General features: G+C 65.0%; 25 protein-coding genes. 11 read left to right on the top strand and 14 right to left on the bottom strand.

Features of this window, described 5'->3' with window-relative positions; genetic code table 11:
• Positions 1 to 52: 52 nt before the first annotated feature.
• Entirely contained in the window at positions 53 to 1438 is a 1386-nt protein-coding gene (gene lpdA, locus AOP75_RS11725; RefSeq protein WP_439645205.1) for a dihydrolipoyl dehydrogenase, read from the bottom strand.
• A gap of 92 nt (positions 1439 to 1530) precedes the next feature.
• Here lpdA and AOP75_RS11730 point away from each other — a divergent pair, with 92 nt between their 5' ends.
• A complete protein-coding gene (locus AOP75_RS11730) occupies positions 1531 to 1860 on the top strand; it encodes a hypothetical protein (protein WP_062079279.1) in 330 nt (109 codons plus the stop codon).
• A gap of 84 nt (positions 1861 to 1944) precedes the next feature.
• On the opposite strand, the gene AOP75_RS11735 is transcribed toward AOP75_RS11730, so the two are convergent.
• Complete coding sequence (locus tag AOP75_RS11735) at positions 1945 to 3384, bottom strand: leucyl aminopeptidase (RefSeq protein ID WP_062079280.1); 1440 nt, start codon at positions 3382 to 3384, stop codon at positions 1945 to 1947.
• A 33-nt stretch (positions 3385 to 3417) separates the two neighbouring features.
• On the opposite strand from AOP75_RS11735, the gene AOP75_RS11740 reads away from it, so the two are divergent.
• Complete coding sequence (locus tag AOP75_RS11740) at positions 3418 to 4422, top strand: quinone-dependent dihydroorotate dehydrogenase (protein WP_062079331.1); 1005 nt, start codon at positions 3418 to 3420, stop codon at positions 4420 to 4422.
• A 14-nt stretch (positions 4423 to 4436) separates the two neighbouring features.
• Here AOP75_RS11740 and AOP75_RS11745 read toward each other — a convergent pair whose 3' ends face one another.
• Positions 4437 to 5537 (bottom strand): SLAC1 family transporter, encoded by a 1101-nt coding sequence (locus tag AOP75_RS11745; protein WP_062079281.1) that lies wholly within the window; start codon positions 5535 to 5537, stop codon positions 4437 to 4439.
• A gap of 81 nt (positions 5538 to 5618) precedes the next feature.
• On the opposite strand from AOP75_RS11745, the gene AOP75_RS11750 reads away from it, so the two are divergent.
• On the top strand, positions 5619 to 6539 hold the full coding sequence (locus AOP75_RS11750; RefSeq protein WP_062079282.1) for a LysR family transcriptional regulator: 921 nt from the start codon (positions 5619 to 5621) through the stop codon (positions 6537 to 6539).
• 115 nt (positions 6540 to 6654) lie between these two features.
• Here the strand turns inward: AOP75_RS11750 and AOP75_RS11755 are convergent, their stop codons facing one another.
• From AOP75_RS11755 to nadA, 3 genes are all read right to left on the bottom strand, one after another.
• A complete protein-coding gene (locus AOP75_RS11755) occupies positions 6655 to 7677 on the bottom strand; it encodes an aldo/keto reductase family protein (protein WP_062079283.1) in 1023 nt (340 codons plus the stop codon).
• 75 nt (positions 7678 to 7752) lie between these two features.
• Positions 7753 to 8361, bottom strand: a complete 609-nt coding sequence (locus AOP75_RS11760; RefSeq protein ID WP_062079284.1) for a DUF3043 domain-containing protein — start codon at positions 8359 to 8361, stop codon at positions 7753 to 7755.
• 37 nt (positions 8362 to 8398) lie between these two features.
• Positions 8399 to 9598 (bottom strand): quinolinate synthase NadA, encoded by a 1200-nt coding sequence (gene nadA / locus AOP75_RS11765; RefSeq protein ID WP_062079285.1) that lies wholly within the window; start codon positions 9596 to 9598, stop codon positions 8399 to 8401.
• Positions 9599 to 9638: 40 nt separating this feature from the next.
• Between nadA and AOP75_RS11770 the strand changes: the two genes are divergently transcribed.
• Together AOP75_RS11770 and erpA are read left to right on the top strand one after the other, a co-directional pair.
• Positions 9639 to 10616, top strand: a complete 978-nt coding sequence (locus tag AOP75_RS11770) for a glycerate kinase (protein WP_062079286.1) — start codon at positions 9639 to 9641, stop codon at positions 10614 to 10616.
• 96 nt (positions 10617 to 10712) lie between these two features.
• Positions 10713 to 11066 carry an iron-sulfur cluster insertion protein ErpA gene (gene erpA / locus AOP75_RS11775; RefSeq protein WP_062079287.1) on the top strand — a complete coding sequence of 118 codons (354 nt, stop codon included), beginning with the start codon at positions 10713 to 10715 and terminating at the stop codon, positions 11064 to 11066.
• Between the two features lie 69 nt (positions 11067 to 11135).
• Here erpA and AOP75_RS11780 read toward each other — a convergent pair whose 3' ends face one another.
• On the bottom strand, positions 11136 to 12260 hold the full coding sequence (locus tag AOP75_RS11780; protein WP_062079288.1) for a cysteine desulfurase family protein: 1125 nt from the start codon (positions 12258 to 12260) through the stop codon (positions 11136 to 11138).
• Positions 12261 to 12316: 56 nt separating this feature from the next.
• Between AOP75_RS11780 and ctaC the strand changes: the two genes are divergently transcribed.
• The 3 genes from ctaC (at position 12317) to AOP75_RS11795 (ending at position 15285) form a co-directional block, all read left to right on the top strand.
• Positions 12317 to 13162, top strand: coding sequence for an aa3-type cytochrome oxidase subunit II (gene ctaC, locus AOP75_RS11785; protein WP_062079289.1), 846 nt, complete (start codon positions 12317 to 12319; stop codon positions 13160 to 13162).
• A gap of 74 nt (positions 13163 to 13236) precedes the next feature.
• Entirely contained in the window at positions 13237 to 14880 is a 1644-nt protein-coding gene (ctaD, locus tag AOP75_RS11790) for an aa3-type cytochrome oxidase subunit I (protein ID WP_062079332.1), read from the top strand.
• Positions 14881 to 14883: 3 nt separating this feature from the next.
• Positions 14884 to 15285: a cytochrome c oxidase subunit 4 gene (locus AOP75_RS11795; protein WP_062079290.1), complete on the top strand. Its 402-nt coding sequence runs from the start codon at positions 14884 to 14886 to the stop codon at positions 15283 to 15285.
• Between the two features lie 163 nt (positions 15286 to 15448).
• On the opposite strand, the gene AOP75_RS11800 is transcribed toward AOP75_RS11795, so the two are convergent.
• From AOP75_RS11800 to ctaE, 6 genes are all read right to left on the bottom strand, one after another.
• Positions 15449 to 16165 carry a potassium channel family protein gene (locus tag AOP75_RS11800; RefSeq protein ID WP_083966958.1) on the bottom strand — a complete coding sequence of 239 codons (717 nt, stop codon included), beginning with the start codon at positions 16163 to 16165 and terminating at the stop codon, positions 15449 to 15451.
• 158 nt (positions 16166 to 16323) lie between these two features.
• The gene (locus AOP75_RS11805; protein WP_062079291.1) at positions 16324 to 16941 is read right to left on the bottom strand and encodes a superoxide dismutase; all 618 of its coding nucleotides are present in this window, start codon (positions 16939 to 16941) and stop codon (positions 16324 to 16326) included.
• Between the two features lie 252 nt (positions 16942 to 17193).
• A complete protein-coding gene (gene qcrB / locus AOP75_RS11810) occupies positions 17194 to 18921 on the bottom strand; it encodes a cytochrome bc1 complex cytochrome b subunit (RefSeq protein ID WP_083966959.1) in 1728 nt (575 codons plus the stop codon).
• Entirely contained in the window at positions 18921 to 19994 is a 1074-nt protein-coding gene (gene qcrA, locus AOP75_RS11815) for a cytochrome bc1 complex Rieske iron-sulfur subunit (protein WP_062079292.1), read from the bottom strand. Before qcrA ends, qcrB begins: the two co-directional genes overlap by 1 nt.
• Entirely contained in the window at positions 19991 to 20773 is a 783-nt protein-coding gene (qcrC, locus tag AOP75_RS11820; RefSeq protein WP_062079293.1) for a cytochrome bc1 complex diheme cytochrome c subunit, read from the bottom strand. The genes qcrA and qcrC overlap by 4 nt, the downstream gene beginning before the upstream one ends.
• 12 nt (positions 20774 to 20785) lie before the next feature.
• On the bottom strand, positions 20786 to 21415 hold the full coding sequence (gene ctaE, locus AOP75_RS11825) for an aa3-type cytochrome oxidase subunit III (RefSeq protein WP_062079294.1): 630 nt from the start codon (positions 21413 to 21415) through the stop codon (positions 20786 to 20788).
• Between the two features lie 116 nt (positions 21416 to 21531).
• Here ctaE and AOP75_RS11830 point away from each other — a divergent pair, with 116 nt between their 5' ends.
• Entirely contained in the window at positions 21532 to 21960 is a 429-nt protein-coding gene (locus AOP75_RS11830) for a response regulator (RefSeq protein ID WP_062079334.1), read from the top strand.
• 58 nt (positions 21961 to 22018) lie between these two features.
• Positions 22019 to 23059: an anthranilate phosphoribosyltransferase gene (trpD, locus tag AOP75_RS11835; RefSeq protein ID WP_236683171.1), complete on the top strand. Its 1041-nt coding sequence runs from the start codon at positions 22019 to 22021 to the stop codon at positions 23057 to 23059.
• Positions 23060 to 23085: 26 nt separating this feature from the next.
• Here trpD and AOP75_RS11840 read toward each other — a convergent pair whose 3' ends face one another.
• On the bottom strand, positions 23086 to 24774 hold the full coding sequence (locus AOP75_RS11840; RefSeq protein ID WP_062079295.1) for a DEDD exonuclease domain-containing protein: 1689 nt from the start codon (positions 24772 to 24774) through the stop codon (positions 23086 to 23088).
• Between the two features lie 87 nt (positions 24775 to 24861).
• Between AOP75_RS11840 and AOP75_RS11845 the strand changes: the two genes are divergently transcribed.
• The gene (locus AOP75_RS11845) at positions 24862 to 25134 is read left to right on the top strand and encodes a hypothetical protein (protein ID WP_062079296.1); all 273 of its coding nucleotides are present in this window, start codon (positions 24862 to 24864) and stop codon (positions 25132 to 25134) included.
• The last annotated feature ends 29 nt before the right edge of the window (positions 25135 to 25163 follow it).

Below are 25163 nucleotides of genomic sequence, written 5' to 3' on the forward strand. Positions count from 1 at the left end.
CCAAGGGCGGGCAGTGTGACGTCATTGCTCATGATGGGCATTCTCTCCGAAATCAGTCGTGAGCGTGCAGCGGCTTGCCAGCGAGCGCAAGGTGCGCCTCACCGAGAGCCTCGTTCTGGGTGGGGTGGGCGTGGATCAGTGGCGCAACATCCTCAGGGTGTGCATCCCAGCTCACGATGAGCTGTGCTTCACCAATCTGCTCGCCTACGCGGGCGCCGAGCATGTGGACACCAACGACCGGTCCGTTCTTGACGCGGACCAACTTGATGAAGCCCTGCGTCGCGAGAATCTGGCTCTTGCCATTGCCGCCGAGGTTGTAGTCGACAGTCTCGACAGCATCGTCGCCGTGCTTGTCGCGGGCCTGCTTCTCGGTCAGTCCGACTGAGCCCACCTCGGGCTCGCAGTAGGTCACGCGAGGGATGTTCGACTCAACGATGGGCTGCGGCGACATGCCCGCGATGGTCTCGGCCACGAAGATTCCTTGGCCAAAGCCACGGTGGGCGAGCTGCAAGCCGGGCACGATGTCACCGACGGCGTAGATGTTGCCCACCCCGGTGTGGAGGCGCTCATCGGTGAGGACGAACCCACGATCCATGCGGATTCCCTGCTCCTCGTAGCCGAGTCCAGTCGTGCGCGGGCCGCGGCCCACAGCGACCAGCAGGATCTCCGCCTCAAGAACAGTGCCGTCCTCAAGGGAGACCTTGACCCCCTCGTCGGACTGCTCGACGCCCTGGAACTTGACCCCAACCTTGAAGTTGATCTTGCGCTTGCGGAAGGCGCGCTCGAGGCCCTTCGACAGCGCCTCATCCTCGTTGGGGACAAGGTGCGGCAGACCCTCGATGATGGTGACGTCCGAGCCGAACGAGTTCCACACTGACGCGAACTCGACGCCAATAACGCCACCGCCGAGGACGATCGCGGACTTGGGCACCACGTCCAGCTCGAGCGCCTGGTCCGAGGTCATGACGCGACCACCGATTTCCAGGCCAGGCAGCGAGCGGGCGTACGAGCCGGTCGCGAGCACGATGGACTTGCCGGTGTATCGTTCGCCACGCACCTCGATGGCGTCGGGACCCACAAGCGTTCCGTGGCCGTCGATGACGGTCACCTTGCGGGACTTGATGAGGCCCTGGAGGCCCTTGTAGAGGCGGTCGACCACGCCCTGCTTGTACTGGTTGACCACAGACATGTCGATCGACTCGAGCGTCGTGTTGACACCAAACTTGGAGCCTTCGCGAGCGTTGTCAGCGAGTTCTGCGGCGTGCAGGAGGGCCTTGGTGGGGATACAGCCGTTGTGAAGGCAGGTGCCCCCCACCTTGGATTCTTCGACCAAACCGACGGTGAGGCCGAGCTGAGCGGCGCGCAGGGCAGCGGCGTACCCGCCGGAGCCGCCGCCGAGGATGAGAACGTCAAACGAGCGTGGGGTGGACTCGGTCACTATGCAGTACTCCTTGTGAGGATGTGGGTCACTGTCCATCTTGCCACTCGTGAGCGTAGGCGTTGTCACCGACGCGTGACTACCCTGGGCTCATGAGTTTCTTTTCGCGGAAGTTCGGCTCAAAGAAGAATTCCCCTGAGGCTGGCACAGGTTCGCGTCAGGCGCGCGCCGAAACCCTGAAGCACCTCAAGGAGTTCGCGGCCTCGCGGTCCGGCTGTGAGGCTTTCATTGAGCCGCCCACGCGGGTGACGCAAACGACGATGGTCGTGGTGGCTGGCACGGGGGAGTGGACCCGCCGCAAGGTGCCCGACCAGGACAGCGCGCGCAAGGTTGCGCAGGAGCTCGGCATTCCGGCCTTCGACGTCAACTTGTCGGGGTACCCGTCGCGCATGCGCGAGTGGAACCAGCGGCAACGCCGCTAGAACGACAAACGCCGTGCGCGAACGCCGGTGATCACAAGGATCGCCGACGCCCGCGCACGGCTTGGTTCGCGTGAGCGGCTGTCGTTACAGTCCCGCGCGCTTTTCGAGGAAGCGGAACATTGCGCGCACTGACGCGCCGGTGGCTCCCGCAGGGTTGTGGCCCCATGCAGAGCCTTCGTTGAATGCCGGGCGGGCAATGTCGAGGTGCGCCCACGGCGTGTCGCCCACAAACTCCTGGAGGAACAGACCTGCCGACAACATGCCGCCGGACGGTTCACCGATGTTCTTCGTGTCAGCCACCTTGGACTCCATGCCTTCCTTGAGGTGCTCAGGAAGGGGCATGGGCCAGAACGCCTCGTCGGCCTCCGTCGCGGCGTCGACAACCTCAGCGCGAATGTCCTCGGAGCCCATGACCGCGGACGTGCGCGTGCCGAGAGCAACTCCCTGGGCGCCGGTCAGCGTCGCGATGTCGAGTACGGCATCGGGGCCGTCCTCGATGGCACGCGCCAGGCCGTCTGCCATGACCAAGCGGCCTTCGGCATCCGTGTTCATGACCTCGACGGTGCGTCCGCCGTAGATGCGGATCACGTCTGAGGGGCGCTGAGCGGTGCCAGACGGCATGTTCTCCGCCATGCACAACCACCCGGTGACCTTGACCGGCAGCTTTGCCTGCGCGGCGGCCAACACGATGTGCAGGACGGCCGATGCACCGGACATGTCCGACTTCATGGTCTCCATGCCCTTCGGCGGCTTGAGCGAGATGCCGCCGGTGTCGAACGTGATGCCCTTGCCGACGAGCGCCACGTGGGACTTGGCGTCCTCGGGCGCCCACTCCACCTTGATGAGGCGGGGCAGCCGTGACGAGCCCATGCCGACGGCAAGGATGCCTCCAAAGCCTTCATCAGCGAGGCGTTGCGGCTCGTACACGTCGACGTCAACGCCCATGCGCTCGCCGTAGGACTGTGCGATCTCCGCGACTGCGGCAGGGAACATGTCGAGCGGAGGGGTGTTCACGAGGTCGCGGGTGCCGGCGACGGCTGCGGCGATGATCCGGGCGCGCTCCACGGCTGCCTCGGAAGCGCCGGCAAGGTGCCATGCCGCGCCTTCATATGCGGCGAGCGCGTCATCCGACTTGTACTCGTTAAAGGTGTACGAGCCCAGGATCACGCCCTCACCCACCGCTGCAGCCGCAGAGTCGTCTGCTGCGGGCAGTGCGACAACGACGCTCGAGGGGCGGGTGCCGACGGCACGCGACGCTGCGCCGGCCGCCTGGCGGAGGTTGCCCTCCGAGCCATCTCCAATGCCGACGAGCACCACACGGGTAGCACTCACATCGGTACCAGGCAGGACGGTGACCGCGCCGAGCTTGGCCTTGGGTTCCAGCGCCTGCGCGAGCGTCGCGATCGACGCACGGATGTCCTCCGGCAGCTGGGGGTGAGAGGTGACGTCGCCGTCGTACCCAAGGATGAGGGCATCGGCGTCAATGGACGAGACTGTATCGCTTGTGGCGTTCAATGAGGTCATGAAACGAGCCTAACCCGCGCTAGGTTGTACCGCGTGTACACGGCCTTCTACAACCACGTTCTGAGCCACGTTGACGCCGAACGAGCGCACCGTCTCGGAGTGCTCGGTTTCCGCTACGGCGGGTGGGCGTTCCGTGCCGCCCGCGCCACGGGACTCCGCCCCGCCCCTGCCCGCACGGTGACGGCGCTTGGCATCGAGTTTCCCGGCGTGGTAGGACTCGCGGCCGGGATGGACAAGAACGCGGAAGCGGTCGTCGGTTTAGCCGATGCCGGGTTCGCGTTTGTCGAGATCGGTACGGTGACTGCTCAGGGGCAACCGGGTAACGACAAGCCTCGTTCGTGGCGCGAACGCGACGTTCGTGGCATCCGCAACCGCATGGGCTTTAACAATGAGGGGGCCGATGCCGTGGCGCGGCGCCTTCATACCCTGCGCAACAGCGCGCGTGGCCAGCGGGTGGTGCTGGGTGTCAACATCGGAAAAACGAAGGCGACACCGGCGGATCGCGCTGCAGCTGACTACGCGTACTCGGCTACGGTGCTGGCACCCTACGCCGACTACTTGGTCGTGAACGTGTCATCGCCCAACACTCCTGGCCTGCGCGACTTGCAGTCGAGTGAGTCGCTACGCCCCATCCTCAGCGCGGTGCGCGCGGCCGCGGACACGGCGGTGCCCGACCGCCGGGTGCCGCTCCTGGTGAAGATCGCGCCCGACCTCGCTGATGAGGACGTCGATGCGGTCGCCGACCTCGCGATCGAGCTCGGCCTCGACGGGATCACCGCCACCAACACGACCATTGCTCACGACCGAGGAGAGGGCGGATTGTCGGGCCCACCCGTGAGGGAGCGAGCACGCGAGGTGGTCGCCCGCCTGCGGGCACGCCTCGGCCCGGAGATGGTGATTGTGGGTGTGGGTGGCATCGACTCGCTCGAGGACGCACGCGCACTCCTCGATGCCGGAGCGACGCTCCTGCAGACGTACACCGGCTTTGTGTACAACGGCCCTGGCTGGGTCGCACGCCTCAATGCCCAACTGACCTAGGCATCGGCCCTCTCCTACACCGCGGCCCCGACGCGGCCCGCGCTGCTAGGCAGGCGGGCGCTCTTCCCGCGCGCGGCACGGCGGGTCGCCAACGCGCGCGCCGTGCCGACTGCGCTCGCGCACCAGCCCAGGATGAGGAGCACGGCGAAGAAACCAGCCACCCATGCAAAGACGGCTGCGCCTGTGATCGCTGCGAGCCCCGCAGCGCCGGTCACGCACGTGCCGACCGGGAACGTGAACGCCCACCAGCCCATGCTGTAGGGAAGGCGCCGGCCGGCGACGCGGGCGGCGACCACGATGCTCAGTGCTAGCCATGCGAGAGCGAACCCGAGCACGGGAACCCCGTAGAGCACGGCAGCTACGTTCAGTATGGCGGGGTCGAGGCCAAACGCGGCTGGCGCGTAGAGGGCAAGCATGGTGAGCGCCGTTACCGACTGCCCGAGCGGACCCAGCACGATCCACAGGCTAGGCACGGTGGCGGCGTCCGCGTGCTGATGATGCGCGAGGCGCCACCACAGCGACGCCGTGACGAGCGCTGCGGCCAGGCCGGACGCGCCAAAGAGTGCGAGCGACGTGTAGGCAAGCGCTTGCGCGACAGCGGCGCTGTCCACGCGTCCGATCAGCACGGCGCCCGTCGCTGCCGACACCATGGGCCCCACCACGGGAAGGAGCCATGCGGGATTGGCGGCGGCGGTGTCGACCTGATGCGACGTGAACTGCACCGCTGGCACTACGACAGCCACGATGACGGCCAGGACCGAGCCGACGATCCACAAGGCGGCGTCTGCCGAGGTCGCGAGGTGGTCGCCGAGGAAGCGTGGACCAACGGCGGCCGTTGCTCCGCCCACGGCTAGCGGCGCCATCGCGACGGCGCCAAAGAACGGGGCGGTGGTGGGATCGTGAAGATCTGTGCGCAACGCGGAGCGGTCCGTGGTGTAGCGCCATGCCATGTGCGCCGTTGCGACGATGAGTAGCCCGCATGCGAGTATCCAAAAGGCGCTTCCGACCAGGTCCAGCAGCCATGAGTCGACGGGTAGGGCCGCAGTCGACGTCGCCACGATGGCCGTTCCCATGACGGTGGTGAACCATTGCGGTGTGGAGGCCAGTGGTGTCATAGGACGATGGTGTCGCGCTGCCGGGGCGGGCGGTAGAGTGACTTTCGTGGCGATCCACAAGCAAAGGTTGTGGGAGGTGGGATGACGGAGCCCTCAGTCGAGGAGTTGCGGATGCTCCTGGCCGTCCAGGCTCGCGGCTCACTCACCGCGGCGGCGGAGGAACTCGGGGTGACGCAGCAGGCTGTGTCGCAACGCATGCGTGCGCTCGAGCGGCGACTGGGACTCGCACTGTTTGCGCGCGCAGCCCGAGGTACCACGTTGACGGCACACGGTCGGCTTGTCGCTGACTGGGCTCAAGGGGTGGTGGACCAACTCGATGCGCTCAGCGCGGCCGCGGCGTCCTTGCGAGCCGACCGCCAGGCACAACTGCGAGTCGCGGCATCCATGACCATTGCGGAGCACCTGATGCCGGTGTGGATGGTCTCGACAGGGGCCCATGCGATTGACGCTCGCGTCCAACTCACGGCAGTGAACTCCGCAGGAGCAATCGATGCAGTGCGCATAGGTCAGGTCGAACTCGGCTTCATCGAGACTCCGGACGTGCCCCGTCGTCTCGCCAGCCGCACGATCGCTGTCGATGAAGTGGTCATCGTGGTGGCTCCAGGACACCCCTGGGCTAAGCGCCGTCGACTGCCCCTGGCCACCCTTGCCCGCACGCCCCTCGTGATGCGCGAGGCAGGCTCCGGTACCCGTGCGACGGTGGAAGCGGCCTTGGCGCGCGCTGACCTGTCACTGGCACCGCCCGCTGCAGATGTGTCGACCACCGCTGCGATCAGGGCACTCGTGCTGTCCGGGGGAGGGGCCGCGGCGATCAGTGCGCTCGCCGCGCGCGATGACCTCGCGACGGGGCGGTTGCGGCGGGTGCACGTGGATGCGCCGCCTTTCGAGCGACCGCTCACTGCCATCTGGGACGGAGAGCGCGTACTCGCGGAGCCTGCCCGAGACTTTTTGGCGGTCGCGCAGCGGATGGGGCTTGGGTCGGGAACAGGGACCGCCCCGTAGACGTTACCCCTGTGCACGGCACTCCTCGTGGTCCGTGCATTGTTTTCTCCTTTGATGCGCGAAGCCCCGGGAGTCCGTGAGGACTCCCGGGGCTTCGTGTGTTCCAGGGCCTGCGCTATGAGGCGCCGTGGATACGACCAGTCGGGTTGGTCTCGAGGGTCTTGCCGGCGTCGCGCTCCACGACGTTCCCCAAAGCGTCGTCAATGCGAGCCATGAGCTCCGCGGGGATGACCACGCCGGACGCCTTGGCATTCTCGTGGATCTGCTCGGGGCGCGAGGCGCCAATGATCGCCGCGGAGACATTGTCGTTCTGGAGCACCCACGCGAGCGCAAGCTGAGCCATGGTGAGATCAAGTTCTGCTGCGATCGGCTCGAGCTGCTGGACGCGGGACAACACGTCGTCGTTCAGGAAGCGCTTGATCATGTTCGCGCCGCCCTTCTCATCCGTCGCACGGGAGCCCTCTGGCAGGGGAGCGCCAGGCTTGTACTTGCCGGTGAGCACGCCCTGGGCCACGGGTGACCAGACAATCTGACCCAGACCGGCCTCCTTGGAAGCAGGCACCACCTCGTCCTCAATGACGCGCCAAAGCATCGAGTACTGGGGCTGGCTCGACACGAGCGGCACCCGCAGCTCCTTGGCCAACTCGGCGCCGGCGCGAATCTGGTCAGCCGACCATTCGCTCACGCCGATGTACAAGGCCTTGCCCTGGCGCACCACGTCCGCGAATGCCTGCATGGTCTCTTCCAGCGGTGTCCCGTGGTCGAAGCGGTGCGCCTGGTACAGGTCCACATAGTCCGTCTGGAGACGGGACAACGAGCCGTTGATCGACTCCATGATGTGCTTGCGCGACAGGCCCTCGTCATTGGCTCCGCGCGGACCGGTGGGCCAATACACCTTCGTGAAGACCTCGAGCGACTCGCGCCGCTCGCCCTTCAGGATGTCTCCGAGCACGCTCTCAGCTGCAGTGTTGGCATACACATCAGCAGTGTCAAAGGAGGTGATGCCGACGTCGAGTGCCGCCTTGACGCAGGCCGCGGCCTGCTCGTTCGCGACCTGGGAGGCGTGGGTGAGCCAGTTCCCGTAGGTCAGTTCAGTGATCTTGAGTCCGGAGTTGCCGAGGTATCGATAGTTGACCATACGGTCAGACTAAACCGCCCGGGGCGCTACGTCGAAACGTTGCGCCCCGGGCGAAAAACAGGTGTCGGTCCGCGCCTAGACGGGGTGCTCGCCGCGCGCAACCTTGGGGCGGGGCAGTCGGAAGCGGCGCATGTTGAGGGCACGCGAGATCACGTAGAACGACCAGCCACGGGGCAGCTTCTCCACACCAAACTTATTGATGAAGCGCTTCTTGATGCGTCGCGTCGTCACAAACGTCTCAACGCCAGCGATGAGCACGATTCCGTAAAACACCAGGACGAGCAGTCCGCCTACGGCGCCCAGTTGCTGGACAAACAACGACGCGACCACGAACAGGATCGCGAGGGGCAGGAGGAACTCACCGATGCTGTACCTGGCGTCCACACAGTCACGCAAGAAGCGGCGCTCAGGTCCGCGGTGCTCGAGCGGCATGTTGCGCTCGTCACCTTCCCGCAGGGCCTGGTATTCCGAGTTGCGCTGTTCGCGCACCTTCTCTTTGCGTGCCTTCGTGTCCGCCTTGGGATCGGACATGATGGTTTTGCGCCGCGCCGCCTCTTGCTCCTTGCGCTTGGGTGTAGGGCGGCCCTTCTTGTCGTTCGCGGCTGCCGTGGCGTCTGTGGAACTGTCCGCCACAGTCGCGTCGAGGTCAGTGTCCGGCGTGTTCTCGGGGGTCTTGTCAGTCATGAGTTCCTTGTCGGGGCCACGCGGGCCTATGTGAGAGCTACTTGGCGCCAATGCCAGGAAGCGCGAGCATGCGGTCGAGGGCGACCTTCGCCTCTGCCTGCGTTTGGGCATCCACCACGATCTGGTTGGGGACCTCGCCTGCGACGAGCGTCTCGAGAGCCCACACCAGGTGCGGCAAGTCGATGCGGTTCATGGTGGAGCAGAAGCACACCGTGTCCTCGAGGAACAGCACCTCTTTGTCGGGGTGAGCGTTTGCGAGGCGGCGTACGAGGTTGAGTTCGGTGCCAATGACCCACGACGATCCGGGTTCGGCCTCGTCAAGGGCCTTGATGATGTACTCGGTGGAGCCGACATAGTCGGCGGCGTTGACGACCTCGTGGGAGCACTCGGGGTGGACGATCACGTTGATGCCCGGCACCTTCTCCCGCGCCGCGTCGACATTTTCCTTGCGGAAACGACCGTGAACGGAGCAGTGGCCCTTCCACAGGATGATCCGGGCGGCCCGGAGCTCCTCGATGGTGTTGCCGCCGAACGGCTTGCGAGGGTCGTAAACGACGCAGTCGTCCAGGGACATGCCTAGCTTCAGCACGGCGGTGTTGCGGCCCAGGTGCTGATCAGGGAAGAAGAGGACCTTGCCGTCACCGTTGATGCCTCCGACCTGGTCGTATGCCCACCGGAGAGCGACCTCAGCGTTCGATGACGTGCACACGACACCCTCGTGGCGTCCGCAAAAGGCCTTGATGGCCGCCGTGGAGTTCATGTACGTCACCGGCACGGTGGAGTCGGCCACGCCTGCCTCGGCAAGTTGCTCCCAGGCGTCCTCAACCTGGTTGATGTTCGCCATGTCCGCCATTGAGCAACCGGCGGCCATGTCTGGCAGGACTACCTGCTGGGCATCGGTCGTGAGGATGTCGGCGCTCTCCGCCATAAAGTGCACGCCGCAGAACACGATGAACTCGGCCTCGGGGCGGGCGGCGGCCTTCTGCGCGAGCTTGAAGGAGTCGCCTGTGACATCGGCGAACTGGATCACTTCATCGCGCTGATAGTGGTGGCCGAGAATGAACACCCGGTTGCCCAGCGCCTCCTTGGCCGCACGCGCCCGTTCGACGAGGTCGGGGTCAGAGGCGTCAGGAAGTCCGCCAGGACAATCCACACCGCGCTCCGAGAGCGGATCGCGGCGGTTTCCCAGCAGGAGGAGTGCTGGGGACTGGCTCGGTTCGGTGAACGTCGTCTCCATTCGGTTATTGTCTCACGTCCGCGACGGCACACTAGAGGGCATGCACGTCCTTCTGCTGACCGACTCCTGGCCTGACACTTCAGGCCCGATGCTGCCGCAACGCGTCGCCGACATCGCGGCCTCTGCCTGGGGTGACGCTCAACCTGCCGATGCCGTGACGAGTATCGCGGTTGGCGATGGGGGACCGCGCAGTGCGGATGCGCTGTCAGGACCGGTGACGGCGGTGGGCGATGTGGAGGCTGTTGCGGCCGGACAGTCACTGTTCCTGCGGCCGGGCGGCTCGGCCCCGCGGTGGAATCCTGGTCACTTGTCGGACGCATTGTTCGCGCTCGCCCGCGATGCCAGCAGGGGCGAGCGCACGGTGGTGGTCCCGGTCGGGGATGCTGACCTCGCCGGGGACGCGACGGCGGTGTGGGGAGAATCCTTCACTCACGCCCGCCAAGCGCTGCGCCAGCTACCGCTGGAAGTTCTGGTGACGTCCTCACGACCGCTGTTGGGCCTCAAAGGCATGAGTGCGGCCGTGCGCGACCGGCGTGAAAAGGACCACGCCCTCGCCTTGGCCGCCCAGGAACAGGAACGGCGGTGGAGCGAGATCGCCCGCGAGGTCGACGCGGCATTGCCTCGTCCCCTCGTCGGACCAGCTCGCTTGTCTGACGTCCCGGGAAGCGGCGCTGCGCACGGACTCGCGTATTGCTTAGGTGCGGTGGGCGCCCGAGTGCTGCCGGCATCGGCCCGCCTCGCTCGCGCCGCGGGCGCCAGCGATCTGAGCGCGGATCTCGTGATCGCGATCACGGGCAGCCTCACACCTCACACGTTGGATGAGGGAGTGACGCACGCGGCGAGCGCCATCGCCGGCGCGCGCGGAGTCCCGTGCGCGGTGTTAGGTGTCGAGCTGGGAGTCGGCAAACGTGACCTGATGGCTGCGGGTGTGGCGTCGGCGCACGAAGGACAGGTGGGGGCCGATGCGCTCGCGGAGCATGTGCGGCGGGTCGCCCGAACGTGGTCGCCCGCGCGGTGATGCGGCTCGCGTGTGCGCACGGGCGCGCAGGTGGTGGGAATTTCGCACGGGGCCGCGTACATTAGATAGGTAAGACGAGAGATAAGGAGCCGGCCTATGACTGATACCGCGACCGAGGTCCCCACTCACGGCGTGGTCATCACCGATGCCGCCGCGAGCAAGGTGAAGAGCCTTCTTGAGCAGGAGGGTCGTGACGACCTTCGCCTGCGCCTTGCTGTGCAGCCCGGAGGCTGCTCGGGCCTGATCTACCAGCTCTACTTCGACGAGCGTTCGCTCGACGGCGACGCCGTGCGTGACTTCGACGGCGTTGGCGTGGTGGTGGACAAGATGTCGGTTCCGTACCTCGACGGTGCGACCATCGACTTCGCTGACACCATCGAGAAGCAGGGCTTCACGATCGACAACCCGAACGCTTCGAGCTCGTGCGCATGTGGTGATTCCTTCGCCTAAGCGAGACTTCGACCGTTGACACGGGCGGCGGGAGCTGAGCTCCGCCGCCCGTTGTCATGTCCGGCGACGTCACGCCTGCATCTGCTGACGTACCGCCTCGATGATGCGTGGCATCGTCGCCAGAAGGCGCTCGATGTCTTGGTCTGCCACGCCCGGGTGCAGGCCAAACCGTAGATTTCCGTGGGTGAGGGCGCCCATGGCCGCCAATACCGAACTGGGCTGAAACGCGGCTTTGCCGCACGCGGAGCCGGAGCCGACGGAGAAGCCCTCTCGATCCAGGCGCGTCACCAGAGGCTCGCCGTCGAGGTACATGAACGCCGCGGTGAGAAGGTGGGGGAGACGCTCGATGGGGTCCCCGACGACGGTCACGCCCTCGAGTCGCTCCATCCCGGTGCGCAACCTCGCCACGAGGTCGTGCTGACGCTGCGTCTCGCGATCGAGATTCTCCATCCGTTCCTGGAGGGCGACAGCCGCGGCCAATGCGATCGGCACGCTGACGCCGCCTGGCGCCCAGTCGTCGTCCCCATCCGGCCAGGCCTGAAGCCACCGCGTCTGTGGGCGCAGGGCAATCACCGCGAGTCCGTGGGGAGCGCCCCAATCCGAGGGGTCCGCGAGCAATGCGTCCCAGTGCTCAGGGGCATCGATGTGCCCCACGCTCGCGGTCGCGTCAACGAGCATTGGCACTCCGGCGCCCTGGGCGGTTCCGTATAGGGATTCCAGGCGCTGAACTGTGCCGATCTCGTGATTGGCATGCTGGATGACCGCGACCGCCACGTCCGGCTGGCGCAGCGCTGCCGCAAAAGCGACCGGCTCGACATGGCCCTCGCGGTCCACCGGAATGACGTCCACGGCGCCGGGGGCAAGGTAGTGAGCAACATCACTCAGCGCGTCGCGTTCAATCGCAGAAATGACGATGCGCCCGCGTCCCCGCCGGGCTGCCACCATCCCGCGCAAGAGGCGCTCGGCGGCTAGCGGAACTGAATGAGCGAACCGCACGTTGTCTTGATGGACACGCAGAACCTCGGCGATCGCGTGGCGCGCACCATCGAGGAGAGCGCGGGCTTGACGCGACTCGCCGGTCAGGCGGGCAGGATCGGCCCACCCGTCGGTGAGGCCGGCCTGAAGGGCCTGGGAAGTGCGGGCTGTGACGGGGGCACGCCCGCCGGCGTCCAAATAGGTGCGGCGTGCTGGCATGCCCACACGGTATCGCGCGCTAGACTGACCGCGTGTCCTCAAAAGTACGTCCCCGCATGCCCCGAAACGCCGCCGTCGGTGCCGGTGTAGCGGCAGTCTCACTCGTCCTGGCAGGTTGCTCCCAGGGAATCGAAAACGGTGCGCTGCCCTCGACCCCGGAGATCACTGACCAGACCGGCACGATCATCACGCTGTGGAACGGTTCCTGGATCGCTGCATTGGCCGTAGGTGTGCTCACCTGGGGCCTCATGTTGTGGTGCGTTGCCGTGTACCGCAAGCGCAAGGGTGATGAGAAGCTTCCCGTCCAGACGCGCGTGCACCTCCCATTGGAGATCATGTACACGCTGGTGCCCATCATGGCCATCGGCGTGCTGTTCAAGTACACCGCCGAGGACATCGCGGAGATCACCGCGATCCCCGAAGACCCAGACGTGGAGATCCAGGTCGTGGGCAAGCAGTGGAGCTGGGACTTCAACTACCTCAGCGACGACGTCTTTGACCCGGGCGTCCAGGCTCAACTCACCGGTGAGGACGGCGTCGAGGCAACCCTGCCCACGCTGTACTTGCCTGTCGACGAGACCGTCCTCTTCACGCTCAACTCTCGTGACGTGATCCACTCCTTCTGGATCCCCGCGTTCCTCTACAAGGAGGACACGGTCCCCGGACGTACCAACGAATGGGCCGTGACGCCCACGCAAACGGGCACCTACCAGGGCAAGTGTGCGGAACTGTGTGGTGAATACCACGCCTCGATGCTTTTCAACGTGAAGGTCGTCGAGCGTCCGGAGTATGACGCCTACATGGAGGAACTGCGAGCCAAGGGCTACGAGGGCAAGTTGGGCCTCGAGTACAGCCGCGACCAGGTTGTCGATTTCGCGACCGAGCACGGAGAGACTGAGTAATGGCGTCCCCCAATAACGAACACTCCCAGGAGATCGGCTCCGTCACTGGCGCCGCCGAGCACCGCTCCGGCTCGATGGTCGTGAAGTGGATCACTTCGACTGACCACAAGACGATCGGGTACATGTACCTGATCACGTCGTTCTTCTTCTTCATCATTGGCGGCGTGCTCGCACTGCTGATCCGTGCAGAGCTGTTTGCCCCCGGTATGCAGGTCGTTCAGTCGGCGGAACAGTACAACCAGTTGTTCACGATGCATGGCACCATCATGCTGTTGCTGTTTGCGACGCCGTTGTTCGCGGGCTTCGCCAACGTCATTACGCCGTTGCAGATCGGCGCGCCCGACGTTGCCTTCCCGCGTCTGAACATGTTCGCGTACTGGCTGTACCTCTTTGGCGGACTCATCGCGGTCGCTGGGTTCTTTACGCCTCAGGGCGCTGCGTCGTTCGGGTGGTTCGCCTACGCGCCGCTGTCGAACGCTGTCTACTCACCCGGTGTGGGTGGCAACCTGTGGGTCTTCGGCCTCGCCCTCGGTGGCTTCGGCACCATTCTTGGAGCCGTGAACTTCATCACCACCATCGTCACGATGCGTGCGCCTGGCATGACGATGTTCCGCATGCCGATCTTCACGTGGAACATCCTCGTGACGTCGATGCTGGTGCTCGTCGCCTTCCCGCCGCTGGCATCCGCGCTGTTCGCGCTCGGCTCCGACCGAGTGCTCGGCTCGCAGGTGTTCAATCCAGACAACGGTGGTGCCATTCTCTGGCAGCACCTGTTCTGGTTCTTCGGTCACCCCGAGGTCTACATCATCGCGCTGCCGTTCTTCGGCATCGTGTCGGAGATCTTCCCGGTCTTCTCTCGTAAGCCCTTGTTCGGCTACCACGGCCTTGTGTACGCCACGATTGCGATTGCTGCGCTGTCCGTCACCGTGTGGGCTCACCACATGTACGTGACGGGTGCGGTCCTGTTGCCGTTCTTCGCCTTCATGACGATGTTGATCGCCGTGCCTACAGGTGTGAAGTTCTTCAACTGGATCGGCACCATGTGGCGTGGCAAGATCACATTCGAGACACCCATGCTGTGGTCGATCGGATTCCTCGTCACCTTCCTCTTCGGTGGTTTGACCGGTGTGATTCTGTCGGCTCCGCCTCTGGACTTCCCGATCTCGGACTCGTACTTCGTCGTCGCGCACTTCCACTACGTGGTGTTCGGCACCGTCGTGTTCGCCATGTTCGCGGGCTTCTACTTCTGGTGGCCTAAGTTCACGGGCAAGATGCTCAACGAGACGTGGGGCAAGATTCACTTCTGGCTGCTCTTCATTGGCTTCCACACCACGTTCCTCGTGCAGCACTGGTTGGGTGCAGAGGGCATGGCGCGCCGCTACGTTGACTACTTGGTCGAAGATGGGTTCACCTGGATGAACCAGCTGTCGACTATTGGCTCCGTGATCCTTGCGCTGTCGACTCTGCCGTTCTTCTGGAACGTCTACATCACGTCCAAGCGCGCGCCGCTGGTGACCGTGGACGACCCCTGGGGCTTCGGCAACTCGCTCGAATGGGCGACCAGCTGCCCGCCGCCGCGTCACAACTTCACGTCCATCCCGCGCATCCGTTCGGAGCGCCCCGCGTTCGACCTCCACCACCCCGAGGCCGCCGCACGCGACCACGCCGCTGCACAGCACGCGCCCGTGGACGCCGCACCCGCGAGCAAGGAGGCCTAAACCATGCGTCTTGAAGCGAATATCTTCGCGTTGCCCTCGATCTTCTTCTTGGGTGCTGCGCTCGTCTACGGCTTCCTCACCGAGTGGACGGAGTGGGTGGGTTTCACTGGCATTCTGTTGACCTTCGGCATGTTCATCATGGTCGGCGTCTACTTCAAGATGCTCCAGAAGCGCCACGGTGCACGCCCCGAGGACCGTGAGGACGGCGACATCGCGGAACTGTCGGGCGAACAGGGCTTCTACGCCCCGTGGAGCTGGTGGCCAATCGTGCTCGCCGCTGGCGCCGCACTCGCGTTCGTCGCTCTCGCTGTGGGCTGGTGGATCCTTGTACCCGCCACGGTGGTAGGCGTGATTGGCCTCGTTGGCTGGGTCATGGAGTTCTCCACGGGACGCCACGCACACTGACGATTGTTCGCACGGGCCCGGCTTCGCTATCGCGAGGCCGGGCCTTTGCGCATGCATGCGGCCACTGGCGCCACGGTGCGGCTCATCTGGCCGCACCGTGCGCTCATGGCAGCGCGGACGCTTGCCAAGGAACGTGCCGCGTCCCGCCGGCCGCCGGAGCGCCTCAGGAATCCCGTGCAGGCCGTCGCGCGATGCCGACCAGCCGGGCGATCACCACGGCGACAAAGAGGGTGCCGAGTACAGCCTCGAGAGAAGACAACGAACGCGCCCACGGCGCGACAGGCACCACGTCGCCGTATCCTAACGTCGACAGCGTCACGTAGCTGTTGTAGAACAGACTGTGCCATTCGACGCCGGCCTGCGTGGCGTGGGGGTCGAGGTAACTTCCGGGTTGAAAGAACTCCAGGAGGCTCGCCACGGCGCCAAAAACGCCGCCCAGCAACAGGTAGGCGCTCACCGCGACAAGAATGAGGTCAATGCTGCCGGCCCTAGGCGGCGGCGAGATGAGGACGGCCGCCAACGCCATGAGCAGCGTGAGCTGTAACAGGCCAATGGTGCCGATGAAGGTCGCCTGTGCCGTTGAGTCGTCCTGCTGGACGGCGAACCAGATCCCTGCGGCCATGAGTAGCACCGAAGCGACTGTCACGGCCCAATAGCGGCCAGGGTCATCATTGGCGATGCGGACGCCAAAGAACAGCACGCCGCCGTACAGCAGAAGGTACGCGATGGTCCATAGGGGACCCTCGAGCGTGATGGGGTACCCGAACTGCAAAAGCACGAGCGATACCAGCAGGACGCCGAGCGCCCACCGCGTGCGCACGGGGGCGTCGCGGTGGCGGCGAGGTGTCGCGACGAGGAAGCGGGGACGGGACTGCGGCATCGACACTCCTGGATTCGTTTACTTGACCTCAATGTAGCGAATACCGGGGGAGAGGGTGCTGGCCCCAGCCGCCACAAGGGCTCGCGCCACGGGCACGAACGCCACGAGGGCGGCATCCCCGCATGGGAATGCCGCCCTCGTGAGTCAGCGAAGGGGTGCTAGGCGATGATGCCCTCGACCGACGTGGCCTTCGCGAAGCGAGCCTGGACGTTTGCCCAGTCCACAACGTTCCACCAAGCCTTGACGTAGTCGCCCTTCACGTTGCGGTACTGGAGGTAGAAGGCGTGCTCCCACATGTCCAGCATCAGCAGCGGAATGAGACCCACGGGGACATTGCCCTGCTGGTCGTACAACTGCACGATGACGAGCTTCTTGCCGAGCGTGTCCCAGGCAAGAATCGACCACCCCGAGCCCAGAATCGTCATGGCGTTCTGCGTGAAGTGGTTCTGGAACTTCTCGAACGAACCAAAGTTGTCGTCAATGGCGGCAGCCAACTCTCCGGTGGGCTTGTCGCCGCCGTCCGGGGACATGTTGGTCCAGAAGATCGAGTGGTTGGTGTGACCACCCAGGTGGAATGCGAGCGCCTTCTCGAGGCCGCCGACGGCGCCAAAGTTGTCGGAGTCGCGGGCCTCGGCCAGCTTCTCGAGGGTGGTGTTCGCGCCGGCCACGTAGGCGGCGTGGTGCTTGCTGTGGTGCAGCTCCATGATCTCGCCGGCAATGTGCGGGTCCAGTGCGCCGTAGTCGTAGGTGAGATCCGGCAGTGCGTAGTCAGCCATGCTTCCTCCTGCTTGGGCGCGGCCCTTCGGTTGCGGCCGCGCGTCGGTTTCCGGGGTACGGGACGAGCCTAGCGCCCTCGAGGGCGGCAGCGTCGCCTAGCCCCAGGCATGTCAACACCGTCAGGTGCTTGCCCATTCCTTGCCTCACCCGGGCATCGGGCCTTTCCAGTCGGCACGACCAGTGCGAGGGCTCCGGACACGCAGAAGGCCCCCACCCAAGAGGGGCGGGGGCCTTCTGACGCGTCGGGATGGCTACTTGGTGGAGTCCTGAGACGACTCGACCTTGTCCCACTCCTCCTTGAGGCGGTCATCTGCCTGCTCGGCTTCCGCAGCTTCCTGCTTGCCCTGAGCCGAAGGTCCGTGCTCGTGGTGGTGAAGCGCCTCTTGGTACTCCTCCCACGTCACGGGCTCCACGCGCTCCTCGTAGTAGAAGTGCGACAGCTTCTGCTTGAAGCGGTCCCACTTGTAGCCCTTACGGCGCACGCCAAGGTCGTTGTACTCGGGTTCAATCTCAAGCGGCTTGTGGTTGGGGTAGTTGACCCGCAGCCACACTTCCTGCTCGTTGAGCGGAGTGTGAACCTCGATGTACTCGCCGTTTTCGTGGCGGACAATCGTGCCGGACTCGTGACCGTGCAGCACCAACTCGCGGTCCTTGCGCTGGAGACCCATGCAGATGCGTTTGGTGATCCAGAAGGACAGCGGCGGCAGAATGAAGATCGCCCACTGGAAGAAGATCGTCAGATCGTTGAGCGACAGGTGGAAGAGGTTCGCGACAATGTCGTTGGAGCCCTCGATCACCAGGATGACGTAGAAGACGATCATCGCAACGCCGATGCCCGTACGGACGGGGACGTTGCGCGGGCGGTCGAGCACGTGGCGCTCACCCTTGTCGCCGGTCGCCCACGCCTCGATCCACGGGTACAGCGCGATGATCGCGAAGAACAGACCGGGGATGATGACGGCGGGGAGCAAGATGTTCATCGACAGCGTGTAGCCGAAGATCTCCCACTCCATCGGCAGACCAAAAACCCAGCCCGGCATCAGGCGCAGAGCACCGTCGACAAACAGGATGTACCAGTCGGGCTGCGTACCTGCGGACACGGGCGAGGGGTCGTAGGGGCCGTAGTTCCACACCGGGTTGATCGTGAACACCGAGGCGACGAGCGCCACGATGCCGAAGACGACGAAGAAGAAGCCGCCGGCCTTGGCCGTGTACACGGGGAAGAGGGGTAGGCCCACGACGTTCTTGTGGGTCTTGCCGCCACCGGGGTACTGCGTGTGCTTGTGCAAGAACACCAAGAACAAGTGCAACCCAATGAGCGCCAGGATGAGCGCGGGCACCAGGAGCACGTGCGCGGTAAAGAGCCTAGGAATGATGTCGACGCCGGGGTACTCGCCACCGAAGAGCCAGTACGAGATGTACGTACCGATCAGGGGAACACCCTTGATCACACCGTCGATGATGCGTAGACCGTTGCCCGACAACACATCGTCAGGCAGTGAATAGCCGGTGAAGCCAGCCGCGAGGCCCAGGATCATCAGCGTGAAGCCGATGAGCCAGTTGAGCTCGCGCGGCTTGCGGAACGCTCCCGTGAAGAAGACACGGCACATGTGGGTCATGATCGCCGCGAGGAACAGCAGCGCAGACCAGTGGTGGATCTGACGGATGAGAAGTCCGCCGGGAACCTCGAAGGAGGTCTTCAGCGTCGAAGCGAAGGCCTCCGTCATGGCCACGCCGTGCATGGTCTCGTATGCGCCTTCGTAGTGCACTTCCGTCATGGACGGCACAAAGAATGCGGTGAGGAAGACACCGGAGATCAGCAAGATGATGAACGCGTACAGTGCGATCTCACCGAGCATGAAGGACCAGTGGTCCGGGAAAAGCTTGCGCGCGAAGAACTTGACGAAGCCGCCGATCGACGTGCGCTCGTCGACGTAGTTCGCGGTACCCGCGGCGGCGGAGTTGACCTTGGCTCCCATTAGTGGCTGTCCTCCTGAACGTCAGCGTTCGAGCTATCGCCCTTGAGCCGGTCCCAATACGACGCGCCAATGGGCTCGTCGAAGTCGTTCTGGGCAACGATGTAGCCCTCGTCGTCAACTGCGATGGGCAGCTGGGGGAGTGGACGCTTGGCTGGGCCGAAGACCACCTTGGCGCCGTCGGCGACGTCGAAGGTGCTCTGGTGGCAGGGGCACAGCAGGTGGTGCGTCTGCTGTTCGTACAGCGCCACCGGGCATCCCACGTGCGTGCAGATCTTCGAGTAGGCGACGATGCCGTCAAAGGACCAGTCCTCGCGGCCGGCGGGGATCTTCATGTCCTCGGGGTTCATGCGAATGAGCAGCACCACGGCCTTGGCCTTCTCGACCATCTTGTGGTGGTGGTCGAGGTCGTTGAGACCATCGGGGATCACGTGGAAGACCGAACCCATGGTGACGTCGGATGCCTTGATGAGTTCTCCGTCGGGGTCGCGTGCCAGACGCGTACCGGGGGACCACATCGTGTGACGGAACTTGGAGACGTTCCAGTCGCCGCCCATGTTGCCGATCTGGGGCACCAACACGGCCAGAGGAGCGATCGCTACGGCAGTGATGAGCGAGCCCTTCAGCACGCTGCGGCGCTTGGTGCCAGTGGACCCCAAACCGGAGTCCTCGGCGCCGTCCTTCAGATTCTGGATAGCGCCGGCACGGCTCTCGTCGGAGCTACGCAGCTCGTGGCGCTCCTCGACCATTTCGTGGTCACGCATGAGCGTCTTCGCCCAGTGGATGGCACCGAACCCGATGGGGGCCATGGCGAGGAAGATGCCAAGACCAATCCACATGTTGACGCTCTGGATCGTGCTGACGTCGCTGCCATCACCGGTGTCCATCGTGAAGTACGCGACCAGGGCGATGACGGTACCGACGATCGAGAGGCCGAAGAGAGCGGCTACCTGGCGCTCAGCACGCTTGTTGGCCTTGGGCTCAACATCGCCACGGCGTGGTCGGTGTTCCGGAAGACCGGGGTCAACGAAACCCTCCTGGGGCTCGTTCTCGGGTGTGTTCTCGGGGGTGCTCATGAAGAACGTGCTCCTACCCAGACAGTGCTAGCAATGATCAGGCCCAGGAGGACCAGCCAGGCCCACAGACCCTCGGACACGGGGCCGATGGCGCCCAACGAGAGGCCGCCGGGCGAACCTTCGTGCTGGGCAGTGATGTAGGCGATGACGTCGCGCTTGTGCTCGGGCGTGATGTTCGCGTCGTTGAACACTGGCATGGACTGCGGTCCGGTCAGCATGGCTTCGTAGATGTGCTCGGGGGTGGTTTCGAGCACCGACGGGGCGAACTTGCCCTGGGTCAGCGCGCCGCCTCCGCCGATGGAGCCGTGGCACATTGCGCAGTTGGTCCGGAAGACCTCCATGCCGTTGGCAGGGTCGCCGAGCGCGGCATCGACCTGCTCAGCTGTGGGGATCGCGGGGCCGGCGCCCAGCGATGCCACCCACGCAGCGAGCTGGTTGATCTCATCCTGCGAGAACTGAACAGGCTTGGCGGGCGCCTGCGGACCAGAGGCCTGCATGGGCATGCGGCCGGTCCCGACCTGGAAGTCGACGGCCGCCGCGCCCACGCCCACGAGGGACGGTGCGACGCCATCCTGGCCCTCGGCGTCGAGGCCGTGGCAGGAGGCGCAGTTGGCGGCGAACAGCTTCTCACCGGCGACGACGTCGTCAGCCGAGGCTTCTGACGTCGCGGTGGCGGAAGGTGCGGAGAACGCCCCAACGGCGGTGATGAGGGCGAGGAGCGCGATCACAAGGAGCAGCGGCGCTGCCTTGTGATGGCGCTTCTTGGCGAGAGCGTGCATCAGGTTGCTTCCCTACTGAACGAGGTAGATCACGGCGAACAGGGCAATCCACACCACGTCAACAAAGTGCCAGTAGTACGACACGACGATGGTGGTGGTTGCCTCATGCGAGCCGAACTTCTTGGCGGCGAACGAGCGAGCGAGGACAAACAGCATGGCGATCAATCCACCAACGACGTGCAGGCCGTGGAAGCCTGTCGCGAGGTAGAAGACCGAGCCGTAAGGGCTCGAAGAGATGGTGAGTCCGTGCATGACGAGTTCGGCGTACTCAAACACCTGGCCGGCCACGAAGACCGAACCCATGATGAAGGTGAGGACGAACCACTCGTGCATTCCCCACTGGCGCACGTTCAACAGTGAGCCAGTGCGGCGGCGCTGGTAGCGCTCGGCCGCGAGCACACCGAACTGTGCGGTGAAAGAGGAAAGCACCAGGACTGTGGTGTTCGCCAGGGCGAAAGGCACGTTCAAGAGAGGCGTCTCATCGGCCCACACTTCGGGGACCTGAGCCCGCAGGGTGAAGTACATCGCGAACAAGCCCGCGAAGAACATCAACTCGGAGGAGAGCCAGACGATCGTGCCTACAGCTACCTGGTTAGGACGCGTGGCATGGATGGGTGACGGCATAGTCGTCGCTTGGGACATAGGTCCCATTATTGCGTACGCGAGCGGGTCCGGGCGCCACGACGCGGCGGGCTTTCACAGACCGTTCTTAATGGTGTCAACGAACCACTGCGCGAGATCGTGCCAGAATGGGCGCCATGAGTGACGTGGCCAAGCACGAGGACCATTCGCCCGCGACGGCGAAGGCTCGCATCCTTCTTTACAGCGACGACCGCAATGTGCGCGAAAAGGTGCGTTTTGCCGTCGGTTCTACTACCCACGGACGCCCCATTGAGTGGCTCGAGACCGCGACCCATGAGGCGGTCATTACCGCAGCAGATACGCAGTCGTTTGACCTCCTCATCCTGGACGGCGAGGCGGCGAAGTCGGGTGGCATGGGAATTTGCCGTCAGCTCAAGCACGAGTTGTATGTGTGCCCGCCCATCCTTTTGCTGGTGGGCCGTCCGGGTGACGCGTGGCTAGCAACGTGGTCGGAGGCCGACGCGGCTGTTGCTCACCCGCTCGATCCTTTCGTGGTGCGCGAAAGCGTCGACGCGTTCTTCGCGACTGCCACTCAGACTTCCTAGCTCAGTTCCGCGCACCGGCGGACGGCAAGAGCGAGACACCATCGAGAGAGGACCTACCGTGGCGACCCTTCAGGAACTGTTGTCGAAGCTCGTGGAGCACCAGGACCTGACGTTTGAGGAGACGGCCGCGGTCATGGATGACGTCCTGACCGACTCTGCCTCTCCGGTCGCGATGGGAGCGTTCTTGGCGGCGCTGCGTGTGAAGCGTGAGACTCCGGCCGAGGTCGCCGGGCTGGCGCAAGCAATGCTGGACCACGCGGTGCGGTTTGACGTTCCGGGCCGCACTGTTGACATCGTTGGTACGGGCGGCGATGGCTTCTCGACGGTGAATATCTCGACGATGGCGTCGATCGTGATTGCCGGAACCGGCACCACTGTTGTCAAGCATGGGAACCGGGCCGCGACGTCCAAGTCCGGCAGCGCGGATGTGCTCGGCGCCTTGGGCGTGCGGCTCGATCTACCGCCTGAGCGAGTCGCGGAGCTCGCGACCGAGGTTGGCATCACCTTCTGCTTTGCACAGGTCTTCCACCCTGCAATGCGATTCGCCATGCCGATCCGCAAGGAACTGGGGGTGCCGACAACGTTCAACATCCTGGGCCCCCTCACGAACCCCGCTCAGCCACAGGCGAGCGCAATCGGATCGTCGAGTATGCGTGTATCCCCAGTGCTCGCCGGAGTGATCGCGTCGCAGGGCCGTGAAGCGTTGATTTTTCACGGGGACGATGGCCTCGATGAGTTGGCAGGCACCGGCGCCGCGACCGTATGGGAAGTGCGCGGGGGAGAGGTGCAGGAACTCCGTCTGGACCCGATTGCTGACCTGGGGCTCGCGCCCATCACTATTGAGCAGCTGCGAGGTGGCACTGCCGAGGAGAACGCCATGGTGGCGAGTCGCGTGCTTGACGGCGAAGCAGGCCCGGTCCGCGAGACTGTCGTGCTCAATGCTGCGGCGGGATTGGTAGCCGACGCGACATTGCCTGGCACCGCGTCCGGAACCCTCGTGGAGCGGTTCTCTGCCGGGTTGGCCCATGCGGAGAACGCGATCGACTCGGGCAATGCCTCCGCGGTCCTCGCGCGTTGGGTTAACGCCACGCACTCGTAGCGGCCACGTGCCTCCTGTCCGGATCCCTAGCGTCCGCGGCGCTGCCCCGTAGCTTCGCGGTCACCCCGACGCGCAGCGACCCACCCGCGATGACGCCCAGCGCCGGCGACGGGGGAACTCCAGGTGCCATCGACGTACAACAGTCGTGTCCCTGGCTTCTCCAACCACGCGAGAATGAGCTCCTGTTCCTCAACCAGTGGTGAGTGGAGCTCGAGCGTGTGCTGAGCGCTGCGGAGGTCGTCCGCGGCGGCCCACACTCCGGACTTGACGCGGCGCGTGCCTGAGAGCGCGCCGCCGACGACCGACACCACGTCCCAGCCGTCGTCGACGCGTCTCACGGCCACAATGCTGCACGCGGCGAGCGATGCCAACCGCGCCGTGCGCATTGATCCGTCCACGACTGCGCTGATGCGGTCGCGGAGGTCCGCCGCCCTCTCGAACTCCTCCGTGAGTGCGAACTCGGCGACATGGTCGGCGAGCGCATTCACTACAGGGGAAACATCGCCGTTCAGAACCTGTTGGACTTGCGCGTGAGTCTGCGCATAGCCACTGTCCACTCCTTTGATGCACGGGGCTGAACACGCGCCTAGGTCATGGAGAATGCACGCCGTTGCGTGGGGTTTGGGCTGGCGAGGCAGCCGCGTGCGGCATGAACGGACACCGAGCGATTGCTGGAGAGCTTCGATGGCGAGTTGAGCATCTGACATGGAGCGCATGGGCCCCCAGTGCGTGCCGTCCGAGGCGCTCGATCGCGACACCACAAGCCGCGGATACGCCTCATCAGTGAGTTTGATCCATGGGGTCCGCTCGGGGTGCGCGGAGCGTCGGTTGTACCGCGGCCGCCATTGATCGATGAGGCGCACCTCGAGGACCGACGCCTCGAGAGCCGTTGGGCAGACCATGGTGTCGACCGAGACCGCGAGTGACACCATGTCACGTATGCGGCCGCGGGTCTCAGCCTTGGTGAAATACGACTTCACTCGCGAGCGAAGATTCTTCGAGGTACCGACGTAGAGGCGTTCGCCGTCTGGGCCGCGAAACACGTACACGCCAGGCTTCGAGGGGACACGGTCGGCCAGCGTGGACTTGGCGCGCACCTCAGGAGGCACCGGCGACTTGAGGGACGCGAGATCCTCACGGTGGGTGATGCCGAACGCAGCGAGGCGCTCAAGCATGCCGTGGAGAATCTCTCCCGTAGCGCGCGCGTCCTCAAGCGCGCGGTGATTGGGAGTGACCTGGGTACCGAAAACGCGCGCGAGGGTGCCGAGCTTCCTATTGGGGGCCTCATCCTTGCTCACGACCCTACGCGCCAAGGTCAGGGTGTCCACTACCTCCACGGCTGGCCACGCATATCCGTGGGCCTTGCAGGCGGCGCGGAGGAAACCCACGTCAAAGCGTGCATTGTGCGCGACGAGGACGGCATCACCCAAGAACTCAAGGAAAGCCGGGAGAACCTCCCGGATCCGTGGCGCCGCCATGACCATGGCGTTGGTGATGCCGGTGAGGGCGATGATCATGGGAGGGATAGGCGCCCCTGGGTCGACAAGGGTCTGAAACTCGCCGATGACCTCACCTCCGCGCATTTTGACAGCGCCGATCTCAGTGATCTCGCACGACGCTGGTGACGCGCCGGTGGTCTCAAGGTCGACCACCACAAAGGTGGTCGAGGACAGCGGTTCGCCGATGTCCTCGAGAGTCACGCCCGTTGCAGCCATGTCCCCACGCTACGTCGGGGGTCTGACATTCGGTGTGCGTGCGCCCGCCGTGGGTTCATGTCAGACCCCCTTCTTACGGTGGTAGGCATGATCATTGATTGCGATACCTGCGAGGTCCGCGGCAAGGCCTGCGGTGACTGCGTCGTGTCTTTCTTGACCATCCCGGTGCGGCCTGGCGCCCGCCCCGCGCCAGCGCCACGCGAGTCGCCGACGCCTGACACCTGGAACGGAGTGCCCATGGACGCGGATCAGCGCCGTGCGGTCGACCTGTTCGTCGCCGGGGGACTGGTCCCACCGTTGAGGCAAGCGCCCCGCGCGGACGAGCTCTCAGCACGTCGCCGCCGGCGGCGCGCAAGTTAGGGCAGCCGTCCTGAAGTCGCGCGTCGCGA

The organism is Demequina globuliformis (assembly GCF_000975155.1).
Taxonomy (GTDB): Bacteria; Actinomycetota; Actinomycetes; order Actinomycetales; family Demequinaceae; genus Demequina; species Demequina globuliformis.

Bases quoted from the DNA above. Each gene is read 5' to 3' on its own strand.
- AOP75_RS11770 (WP_062079286.1), top strand. From the start codon at position 9,639: ATGCACGTCCTTCTGCTGACCGACTCCTGGCCTGACACTTCAGGCCCG.
- ctaC (WP_062079289.1), top strand. From the start codon at position 12,317: ATGCCCCGAAACGCCGCCGTCGGTGCCGGTGTAGCGGCAGTCTCACTC.
- AOP75_RS11760 (WP_062079284.1), bottom strand. From the start codon at position 8,361: ATGACTGACAAGACCCCCGAGAACACGCCGGACACTGACCTCGACGCG.
- qcrA (WP_062079292.1), bottom strand. From the start codon at position 19,994: ATGAGCACCCCCGAGAACACACCCGAGAACGAGCCCCAGGAGGGTTTC.
- AOP75_RS11795 (WP_062079290.1), top strand. From the start codon at position 14,884: ATGCGTCTTGAAGCGAATATCTTCGCGTTGCCCTCGATCTTCTTCTTG.
- AOP75_RS11750 (WP_062079282.1), top strand. From the start codon at position 5,619: ATGACGGAGCCCTCAGTCGAGGAGTTGCGGATGCTCCTGGCCGTCCAG.
- AOP75_RS11730 (WP_062079279.1), top strand. From the start codon at position 1,531: ATGAGTTTCTTTTCGCGGAAGTTCGGCTCAAAGAAGAATTCCCCTGAG.
- AOP75_RS11830 (WP_062079334.1), top strand. From the start codon at position 21,532: ATGAGTGACGTGGCCAAGCACGAGGACCATTCGCCCGCGACGGCGAAG.
- ctaE (WP_062079294.1), bottom strand. From the start codon at position 21,415: ATGTCCCAAGCGACGACTATGCCGTCACCCATCCATGCCACGCGTCCT.
- AOP75_RS11845 (WP_062079296.1), top strand. From the start codon at position 24,862: ATGATCATTGATTGCGATACCTGCGAGGTCCGCGGCAAGGCCTGCGGT.
- AOP75_RS11735 (WP_062079280.1), bottom strand. From the start codon at position 3,384: ATGACCTCATTGAACGCCACAAGCGATACAGTCTCGTCCATTGACGCC.
- AOP75_RS11800 (WP_083966958.1), bottom strand. From the start codon at position 16,165: ATGCCGCAGTCCCGTCCCCGCTTCCTCGTCGCGACACCTCGCCGCCAC.
- erpA (WP_062079287.1), top strand. From the start codon at position 10,713: ATGACTGATACCGCGACCGAGGTCCCCACTCACGGCGTGGTCATCACC.
- AOP75_RS11780 (WP_062079288.1), bottom strand. From the start codon at position 12,260: ATGCCAGCACGCCGCACCTATTTGGACGCCGGCGGGCGTGCCCCCGTC.
- qcrB (WP_083966959.1), bottom strand. From the start codon at position 18,921: ATGGGAGCCAAGGTCAACTCCGCCGCCGCGGGTACCGCGAACTACGTC.
- AOP75_RS11755 (WP_062079283.1), bottom strand. From the start codon at position 7,677: ATGGTCAACTATCGATACCTCGGCAACTCCGGACTCAAGATCACTGAA.
- ctaD (WP_062079332.1), top strand. From the start codon at position 13,237: ATGGTCGTGAAGTGGATCACTTCGACTGACCACAAGACGATCGGGTAC.
- nadA (WP_062079285.1), bottom strand. From the start codon at position 9,598: ATGGAGACGACGTTCACCGAACCGAGCCAGTCCCCAGCACTCCTCCTG.
- AOP75_RS11745 (WP_062079281.1), bottom strand. From the start codon at position 5,537: ATGACACCACTGGCCTCCACACCGCAATGGTTCACCACCGTCATGGGA.
- AOP75_RS11805 (WP_062079291.1), bottom strand. From the start codon at position 16,941: ATGGCTGACTACGCACTGCCGGATCTCACCTACGACTACGGCGCACTG.
- AOP75_RS11840 (WP_062079295.1), bottom strand. From the start codon at position 24,774: ATGGCTGCAACGGGCGTGACTCTCGAGGACATCGGCGAACCGCTGTCC.
- qcrC (WP_062079293.1), bottom strand. From the start codon at position 20,773: ATGCACGCTCTCGCCAAGAAGCGCCATCACAAGGCAGCGCCGCTGCTC.